At 38.1% G+C, this 9,147-nt stretch carries 7 protein-coding genes and 1 pseudogene; 3 read left to right on the top strand and 5 right to left on the bottom strand.

The genetic code is table 11. From position 1 onward, the window contains the following. Both EBF12_RS11245 and EBF12_RS02940 read right to left on the bottom strand, forming a co-directional pair. Positions 1–255 (bottom strand): annotated as a pseudogene (locus EBF12_RS11245) (hypothetical protein); the annotation flags it as partial. Between the two features lie 156 nt (positions 256–411). Continuing rightward, positions 412–1,323 (bottom strand): Abi family protein, encoded by a 912-nt coding sequence (locus EBF12_RS02940; RefSeq protein WP_157979041.1) that lies wholly within the window; start codon positions 1,321–1,323, stop codon positions 412–414. 226 nt (positions 1,324–1,549) lie between these two features. Between EBF12_RS02940 and EBF12_RS02935 the strand changes: the two genes are divergently transcribed. Then, a complete protein-coding gene (locus tag EBF12_RS02935) occupies positions 1,550–2,095 on the top strand; it encodes a hypothetical protein (RefSeq protein WP_121726330.1) in 546 nt (181 codons plus the stop codon). A 2-nt stretch (positions 2,096–2,097) separates the two neighbouring features. Here the strand turns inward: EBF12_RS02935 and EBF12_RS11655 are convergent, their stop codons facing one another. The 3 genes from EBF12_RS11655 to EBF12_RS02910 all read right to left on the bottom strand — a co-directional run bounded on the left by EBF12_RS11655 (position 2,098) and on the right by EBF12_RS02910 (position 6,626). Continuing rightward, positions 2,098–5,808 (bottom strand): conjugal transfer protein TraG N-terminal domain-containing protein, encoded by a 3,711-nt coding sequence (locus EBF12_RS11655; protein WP_244196327.1) that lies wholly within the window; start codon positions 5,806–5,808, stop codon positions 2,098–2,100. A gap of 264 nt (positions 5,809–6,072) precedes the next feature. Next, the gene (locus EBF12_RS02915) at positions 6,073–6,348 is read right to left on the bottom strand and encodes a type II toxin-antitoxin system RelE/ParE family toxin (RefSeq protein ID WP_121726329.1); all 276 of its coding nucleotides are present in this window, start codon (positions 6,346–6,348) and stop codon (positions 6,073–6,075) included. Beyond that, a complete protein-coding gene (locus tag EBF12_RS02910) occupies positions 6,345–6,626 on the bottom strand; it encodes a hypothetical protein (RefSeq protein ID WP_121726328.1) in 282 nt (93 codons plus the stop codon). The genes EBF12_RS02915 and EBF12_RS02910 overlap by 4 nt, the downstream gene beginning before the upstream one ends. Positions 6,627–6,826: 200 nt before the next feature. Here EBF12_RS02910 and EBF12_RS02905 point away from each other — a divergent pair, with 200 nt between their 5' ends. Together EBF12_RS02905 and EBF12_RS02895 are read left to right on the top strand one after the other, a co-directional pair. Next, positions 6,827–8,185 (top strand): ATP-binding protein, encoded by a 1,359-nt coding sequence (locus tag EBF12_RS02905; protein ID WP_167444784.1) that lies wholly within the window; start codon positions 6,827–6,829, stop codon positions 8,183–8,185. A gap of 495 nt (positions 8,186–8,680) precedes the next feature. Next, positions 8,681–9,112, top strand: coding sequence for a hypothetical protein (locus tag EBF12_RS02895; protein WP_244196326.1), 432 nt, complete (start codon positions 8,681–8,683; stop codon positions 9,110–9,112). The last annotated feature ends 35 nt before the right edge of the window (positions 9,113–9,147 follow it).

Here is a 9,147-nt window from a genome sequence, read left to right as displayed (position 1 = left end):
ATGTCCCCTTAACGCTATAGCATTACTCACTCTCCCCATAGATTCTGCTATCTTTATGTTGCCTCCATTTGTTTCCGAATCATAAGCCTGAGCAGCTCCTTTTTGTTGGCTAAGGCTTTGGTGTGCGTTCATATATGCTGTTTTACTATAGCTATCTTGGAAAGCTTGTCCCCTGTTATGCACATCCATCAATGCTTTCCCCTGCGCTATCTGCCCTAATGCCCCAGCTTCAGCCCCATATTGAATAGCATTCATCTGTTCTCTTGTAAATTCTCCTAATTTACCTACACCTGCTGTTTGGTTTGCTGAAATGCGGGCTTGGTTCTCTAAGCCTTGGGTGTAGAGGGAGTGTTGAGAATGGAATATATTTTGTATTGTAGGAATTAAAGATAGGGCTGTTAAAGAAAGAATCTAATGGGAATTATTTAACCCCAAACTATTTCTTGAAAGTATGCTTTTCCAATCAACAGGAAACCCCATTTTCTCAATGGCTACATTAGGATACCTTGCTAACAGCACTTGGATTTCATCCACAATATTATGCTTTCTAGTAAGCTTTGCAATCACACTAAGCACAAAGAAAACCTTATCAGTCTTAATACCATTTGTCGCAAAATTTTGGCGAGTATCGTGTTTAAACTTTCTTACAAATTGCTTGTTCCAAAGTCTTGAATGATGAGCGCATAAATTTCTAACATACACAAGCGTTTCTAGCCAGTTGATAAATACATTTAACCTAAGTGAATCAACACCAAAATACGACATCACATCAAGTTGCTCATTTTGCAAAAGAAGTTTAAAGAATTTTACAAGGCTACCAAAAGACAAAATTTCCACAGCCGCCCAAATAGGCAAGACATCAGTGCCATATTTGTCTTGTATATGTGCGACAAACTCCTCTCCAGATCTTTTTTGCTCTTGCTGGAGTTGTGCCATAAACTCATTGAACAATTTGCCTCTGTCTATGTGTCTTCGCAAAGCATTTTCTTGCTTGGCATAGCCAAATGCTCCATATTTTCTTGCGTGAATATGCGTGATTTGAGCTCTTAGTAGTATTTCTACCTGCTCTATGTGTTTGAATACCAAGTCTCTTAGCTCTTGATCAAAGGAATATAGCAAAACCACATCCTCAAAGCTTGTATGAGGTGTAAAGCAAGGGAGATTTGAAGATGTATAAAAAGGAATAAAATACGCACTAAGGCGATAGTAATGGACAGACTTAAGAAAATTGATTGCTAGTTTCTCATCATTGACAACAAGACCGCGGTCTTTAAGTAAAAGGATAAGTTCTGGATAGTCTTTGAAGCCTTTTGTGTAGGACATAAAGCACTCCCCAGTCAGCATACAATGCCCGGGAAGTCTATGCGTGGAATTATACTGCTATTTTCTTCATTTGTGCTTAAGCGGAATTGCAGCATATTTTCTCCTTTTTTGACACAAAATCAAACCACTATTCTATCACAGAATCCATTTACTACAAATTCCCATTTGAATCCAAACTTTGGATTCTGTTATAATGTCGCTAAATAAAACAAAAAAGGAGTTTGAAATGGGTTATGCAGATTGGCATTTTTTGATGAAAGATCTTGAAGAGAATAAAGGAGCTAGGAATGGACTATTGTTGATTGCAGTATTATTCGTTGTGTTGTGTGGTGTTCTTTTTGTATATTTATCCTTACCTAACAAGAATGCTGCACTGGAGACTTTATTTGTGGAGAGAATTGTTCCAAAAACAACACTGAATAGAGTGGTCGATAATAGATATGTGGCTATAGAACAAAATCTGAGATATGCAATTATTGAGGAAATGGGCTATTTACAAACAATAAACAACCCTTTATACAAAGAGCTTCAGATTATGAATGAGAATTATGAAAATTATCTTGCAATTCAAGATATTTCTGGTAAGCCGAATTGGGAAATGAAAGTTTGCTATTCAACCAATATGAAAAAGATGAATGGCGTAGAGCTTCCCAATAAAAAAGATGAGATATATATTGAAAATCCTTACAAGGAAACAATTCGCTCAATCGTATTTGGAGAGAGAGTTGTTGTTCCAAAAACTGAGACCATTCTTTATCCATGTGTCAAATAACCCTACAAACTACTTAGCTTTATCCTTGCAAAACTCTCCTCAAGTTGAGCTTGAGCGAGATTGTGTTCTGCATTAATTTGATTGTTTCTTAAGCCTAGATATTTCACTCTCATTCCATCTCTATTTATGTTTGTATTTAGGTGTCTCATCTGCCTATTAAGACTTTTTATCGTAGGGTCATACTTATTTACACCTTCATCTAGAAGCCTACCTTTTATACCATTCAGTCTTCCTACTCTCATATTCATATCGTGTATGCCCATTTGTAAGTCCGCAGAGGCTTTTCCAATTTGCTGGGCATTCATTCCAGCATAAGCTCCACCAAACCTTTGATAAGTCCCGGCAGCTTGCTCTGTCGCCCAGTTAAGTTGTGATTGTGCTGAAGCAACTCTAGCACTAGCTCTTTGCACTCCTTGCTGTGCTGCCATTAGTGCATCTCCACCAGCTCCACCCATAAGAGAGGATACACCACCAGCAATCCTACCAAACATTGAGGCTGTGCTTGCAATTTGTCCTACCGCAGACAATGCAGAGGCACCAGCTGCAAATCCATCAGCACTAAAGCCCATTTGTGTCGCACTAGCTGCAAATAAACTTCCACCACTTGCTGTGATTCCACTGCTATAACTATGTTGTGTATTATGGCTTAGACTTACACCTGATTGAGTGCCACCTTGCACAAATCCACCAGAAGCATTGAATGTCCCTGTTGTCCCAGCTGCTCCTAAAGTGTAGTTTTGTACGCTAGAGAGTTTGCCAGCTTCTGCAAAATCACCATCTTGTGCAGCATTAAAAGCGTTGTCAGCTTGGGTCTTAGCATCATCAAGCCTTTTGTTTTCTAAAATTACACCTCCTTGGAATTTTTTCCAATTTTCACCCTCTCTTCCCTCTGCTGTTATTGGAAGATTCTTAATATCCTCAAACCTTTGCATTGGATTGCTAGCGGCAAATCGAGCAAAAGTTGCTGTGCTGTTAGGGTCTTTAACATAGTTTTCATTATGTTCAGCATCTGTTTTGTCCTTCATTGTTTTTAATGAATTTTGAAAATTACTAATTGTATTTTCCGCATTACCAACCGCAGCACCTGCATCTTTTAATGCTTGTGCCATTATCCCACTTGTTGCTTCACTCCCAAGATTGAGACCACCATTGCTATGTCTCGCTCCTAATGCAACTTTTGCTCCGTGTGATACTGCCTGAGTCAATGCTTTCTCTGCCGCATCTCCAGCATTTGCTGATATGATGTTTTCCTCGCTCCCAGCAGCTTGAATAGATTTGGCGTGTCCCCTTAACGCTATAGCATTACTCACTCTCCCCATAGATTCTGCTATCTTTATGTTGCCTCCATTTGTTTCCGAATCATAAGCCTGAGCAGCTCCTTTTTGTTGGCTAAGGCTTTGGTGTGCGTTCATATATGCTGTTTTACTATAGCTATCTTGGAAAGCTTGTCCCCTGTTATGCACATCCATCAATGCTTTCCCCTGCGCTATCTGCCCTAATGCCCCAGCTTCAGCCCCATATTGAATAGCATTCATCTGTTCTCTTGTAAATTCTCCTAATTTACCTACACCTGCTGTTTGGTTTGCTGAAATGCGGGCTTGGTTCTCTAAGCCTTGGCGATAAATATTGCCTTCTCTCGCCGTGTCAAAATCGCCATGCTCATTAAAGAAATCTCCTGCCATTAATCCTCTAGCTGAACCTATGGTTTTTGCTGTGGCATCATTACCAAGAGTTCTAGCCAAAGCTCTGCCATCAGAGTGTTTGCCATTAAGAAAGTTTTGCTCAGATTCAAACTCTTGCCCAAGCGACTTCATATTAGCAGCAGACTGAACGCCTTGAAACATACCACCACTTGTTACCGCTGCAAAATCTTGTTCACTCTTAAGCTCACTACCATATCCGGCAACAGATCCTATTTGTTGCCTTTGTTGTCCTATTTGCCCCTTATTAAAATCATTGTAAAGATCCATTTTACTAAGTGATGCAATGGCGGCATTATTTTCCTCAATGCCCTTCATCACAGCTGCAGCTGCATAGCCTGCAACTACTGTATCTGCCCCCCTATTTTCCGCATCATTAGCTTTTGACATTTCAGCACTTGCACTTTGCATTGTGGCGTTTGGAGCATGTCCTGTTACAGCTCCACCCAAAGCTGAACCAAGTAGTTTTACTTGCCCTGTTGCAATAACCATAGGAATCATAAACATTGCAGCTGTGCCTATATCAGCAGCAAGTGTAGCCTGTTCTGCCATATACCGAAAGTATGCCTCCCCATGCACAATATTATTATAATCAACTGTTTGCCCATTTCCTCCTGTAGCTGCACCAAGAATTTCAGCTCCATTAGTAGCTGTAATGTGCGAAACAATACCGTGAATAAGAGCCATAGACATTTTTATAAGCTCCATAGAAAGCATACCGCCTGCGAAGTAATACAATACCTTTAGCCCTTCTGGATAGCCACGAATAGCCACAACTACCAGCATAAATGGGAATATGGCATAAAGTATCGCTATAAGAATATGCAGGGCTTTTGGTAAGGTTTGAGCGGAGAACAAGAATCTTACCTGAGAAGTTATATCCGCCATTTTTGCGTTGGCAGACAATATGCTTTGATTAATGGCTTCGGCACTTGCACCCGTTACACCAAGACTATCGTTGTAGCGTGCTGCAGCAACAGCTTTGTCCATAGATGACCTAAGATGATATTGCAGAAGCCCCGACATATTTGTCATCTTCCCGGCAACATTATCTGGTGCTGCAAGTGTGCTTTCGCCCATTGCTTTGAGTGCAGGTCCTGCCGTGCCCGGATTAAGCCCCATAGAGAGAATTGCTCTTTTTTCCCAAGTTTTAAAAGCATCTGTAACCTGTCCATCGATATTATTATAATAATCCAAACAGGATACGCCTCTTTCTGCTTCAAGGTGTTTAATTCTATCTTTATATCTCCAAGTATTTGGATCTAGCCCAGTGTAGCTGGAGCTTCCAAACTCCATTGCCTGAAGTCTATCCCCTGTAATTTCCTCATATGGCAAGGCACATTTTTCAATAAATCTGATTAGTTTTTTTATGGCTCTTTCTTCATTTGGGGCTTGGTTTTTTGGACCGGGCAGTTCTAGCATTTTATTTCTGTCTAAAGATGAAAAATTTGTCATAAAACCAATATCACTATATCTTGCACCATTAATTTTTGAGCTGGCAAAGGCTGTATCTACAAGATTGACAAGAGCGTACCCCAAATATGATGTTCCAGATGCTACAAATGCCAGCACTGTTGGGACATTATCAATAGGAATCTTGCTCGCTCCTCCTCCAATAGTCTGCTTCCCAAAGAATGTTCTTTGGTCTATAATTGTCACAGTCGATTTGAATGCTGGATTGAGAAAAACAAACATAATAATACAAAGAAATGCAAATTGTTTAAAGAACATCTCCCAAGGTGCAGCTCCAGTTTCACCGCCACCAGCAGAGCCGTGCCTGAAGGTTAGTCTCCACACAATCATAATAAACGCTAATATCCCCACAACATTTGTTACAAAGCCCACAGTCGTTTTGTTATTAAACATAACAGCTACGCCGTTAAAGACTTGTTTGTAAATGTCTGTGTCTCCATAAACAAGCACTGGGAAATAATCAACCAAGAAACTCTGTGCTGAAGCAACAACAGGCATTAGAATTGCAGACAATATGACTAGAAGTAGCTTTTTAGGCATACTTTACTCCTTTGTTTATTTTCTTATTTTTATAACATTAATGAGAATATATAGAAAATTGTCAAGGCACAGATAGAATCTGAGTATGCACTTGCAATGCTATATATTCCTATGGTCTTTTGTTCTGTATTGTTTTGAGGAAAACTGCTATGTAGCAGAATTTGCTAGATCTTATCACAAAAAAGGAAACTGGAAAGTGGAAAAAATGAAAAAGTGGGGATGGAGCGTTTTGGCACATCCTAGTCGTTCAGTGATATGCTTTGATTAGTAGCCTTTGAAAATATCTTGGTGGCGTCCTATGCGATAAAGGCTTAGAATTTCTGTGGTTCGCTTATACACGACTACTAAATCACTTTTCACATGGTATTCTCTAAAGTCTTTATAATCGCCAGTTAGCGGGTGGTCTCGCAATGCTGGGTCTAAAATATCATCGCTTAAGAGTTGAGATATGACATTGTTTATTTTGCTGCCATCCCATCCCTGCTTAATTACCCGCTTCAAATCCTGCTTGTAAGTGTTTTTAACATCTATCGTTCTCATTCTTTTTCCGCTTCAATTTCAGCCATCACATCTCTGAGTAGTTGTTCGTGGCTTGTGTATTCTGGCAGACTTTTCGCATTTTTTAGTGCATAAGCAGTTTCATCATTTGGCGTGAGCCTTTGCATCAATGCTTGTTTGATAGCATTTTCCTTTTGTGTGGTCTTTTCTATTTTTTTATCTAGTTTTGCCTTTTCGCTTTGAAGCTTTGAGATAGCTGTCCTTGTGGCATTTAGCTCCCCTTGTAGTTTTCTCTCGCTGTAAGTGTTGTAATTTGTCATCGCTCTACTCCTTTTTTTTCACAGGTTAAAAACCCAAATATAACCCGATTATAGCTAATTTTTGTTAATTTAGATGTGTTCTAGATTCGCCTTAACAATCACATATATCGCATGTGTATTGTTTTGCACCAACACTTTAATCTTATTATAATCCAAATTATTATAAAATGGATTATAATAAATCTACAAGAGGAGTGAAAGTGTTTGTTGATAGATATGATGAACTAGAGATACTAAACAATGAATACAGCAAGGAAGGCTTGAGCTTTTCTGTTTTGTATGGTCGGAGAAGAGTTGGCAAAACTTCTTTATTGAAAGAATATGTTAAAGACAAGCCTGCAATATATTTTCTCTCAACAATGGAGAACGCAAGCATATTGAGAGAAAAGCTGCAATTCATTATTGCTGATTTTTTTGAAGATAACCTAATGAAAACTCTCATATTCAAAGACTTTGTTGGGATTTTTGAATATATTGCTAGCAAGGAGATCGTAAAAAAGCTTGTGGTTATCATAGACGAGTTTCAGTATCTTGGCAAAGAAGATTCTTCTGTGCCATCGCAATTTCAATATATTGTTGATGAAACTATCAAAAGTAAAAACATTCACCTTGTCTTGTGTGGCTCAATTATCTCTATGATGTGTGAACAAACATTGTCTTACAGCTCTCCGCTTTATGGGAGAAGGACGAGTTCTATAAAACTAGAACCAATAGAATTTTGCCATCTCAATGAGTTTTTTCCAACACATAGCCAAGAACAACTTCTTGAGCTTTATAGTATATTTTATGGCGTGCCAAAGTATTTGGAAATGATTGAACCAAAAAAAAATATTTTTGAGAATATTAAAGACAATATTCTTAGTCCTTCAAGCTATCTTTACAATGAGCCACAATTCATTCTTCAGCACGAAGTTAATGAGCCTGTTACTTATTTTTCAATACTGGAAATCATTGCAAATGGAGAGCATAAAATAGGCAATATAGCAAGTAGATTAGGAAAAAATGCCAATGGTATTATGCCTTATCTTTCTAAGCTGATTGAGCTGGATATAATCTATAAGGAAGTTCCAATCACAGAGGAAAATCCAGTCAAAAGCAAGAAAGGCTTATATTTTATTAAGGATAATTTCTTTAGGTTTTGGTTTAGGTATGTTTTGCCTTTTAAAAGCCAGCTTGAGATAGGCAACAGCGAATATGTCTTGCATAAAATAAAGCAAAACTTCAACGCTTTTGTGGGGCAAAGCTATGAAAAACTTGCTGTTTCCTATGTTGCACAATATTTCAACACTCTTAAATGTGGGAGATATTGGAACAAGAATATAGAGATTGATATTGTTGGGATCACAGATAGCTCCCTAATAGTTGGAGAGTGTAAATACAGCAACAAAAAAGTAGGCATAGATGTATTTGACAATTTAAAACAGAAAGCCAAGACGATAGAAAGTCAGCTTCCAATTAAGTGCTGCATATTGTTCAGTAAAAGTGGCTTCACAGATGAGCTGTTAAAAATGCAAGGAGAAAATCTTGTTCTTATAGAGCTGTTATCAAAAAGAATATGAGTTGGTCTCAACTTTTTTGTGTTTCGTATAGTGCGTGATATGTCGAAAAAAATGAAAAATTTCACCATATCCTTGGAATATGTCGAAAAAAAATGTTTTTTTCGACATATTGAATTTGCGATAGCTATTTTTCAGAATATCAAAAAGCCTTAGATTTGCCATCGTTTGCTTTTATATTGCTTTTTTTCTTATAATATCACCAAAGTTCTTGCGACTTTTAGCTTTTTTTGTATTATTGATCACAAACATACCAAAAGGAGTGCCTAGTGAAAAATCTTTCATTAGGCATAGCATTGAGGATATGTAACATTTTTTTGATGCTATGCCATTTTGTAATAATTGCATTTACTGCAGCGTATTTAGCGGAGGAACCATTCTCTGTCGGAGTTTTACTTGTAGCCATTTGGATTCATCCATTGTTGTTTTTGACACAAAGAAAACTATCTATGGTAAGATGGGGAAGCACAATACCCCCCACAAACAAAATCTGTTGATATGGATCGCTTGTTTCTTGAAGAAAAGCAAAAAGAGCCATCCATTTCTTTGTCTCCACATGAATCGTTCTTGGGTAGATTTTTTGCAAAAAAATATCCAGAGTATTCAAACAAAGTAAAAGAATCCGAGAGGATAAACATGGCAAATCTTGAAAATAAGATAGGCAGACAAATTAAGCTTGTCTCTCGTCTTGAGCTTGCCCTTGAGGCTTGGATATATGGTGCTTTGTTCTTTGTGGTTCATACTTTTATGAGCCACATTCACATATACCAGCAAGATGCTTTTCAGGGGGAAGTGATGCAGGGTGTATTGTGGGAAATTGCCCCAATACTTTTGATTAGCCTTATTTTTATGGCTACGGTTTCAGAAAGAAGGAGTGTTCTCAAAAAGAACATTGAAACATACGAAAAACAAAAGGAGAGAAAATGTTAAACAAAAAAACAAGACACAACAAGAATACGGGCAAG

It is taken from the genome of Helicobacter labetoulli (assembly GCF_003670275.1).
GTDB classification, from domain to species: Bacteria; Campylobacterota; Campylobacteria; order Campylobacterales; family Helicobacteraceae; genus Helicobacter_C; species Helicobacter_C labetoulli.
Note: the sequence above shows the minus strand (reverse complement) of the source record. Positions and strands in the feature narration are given on the sequence as shown.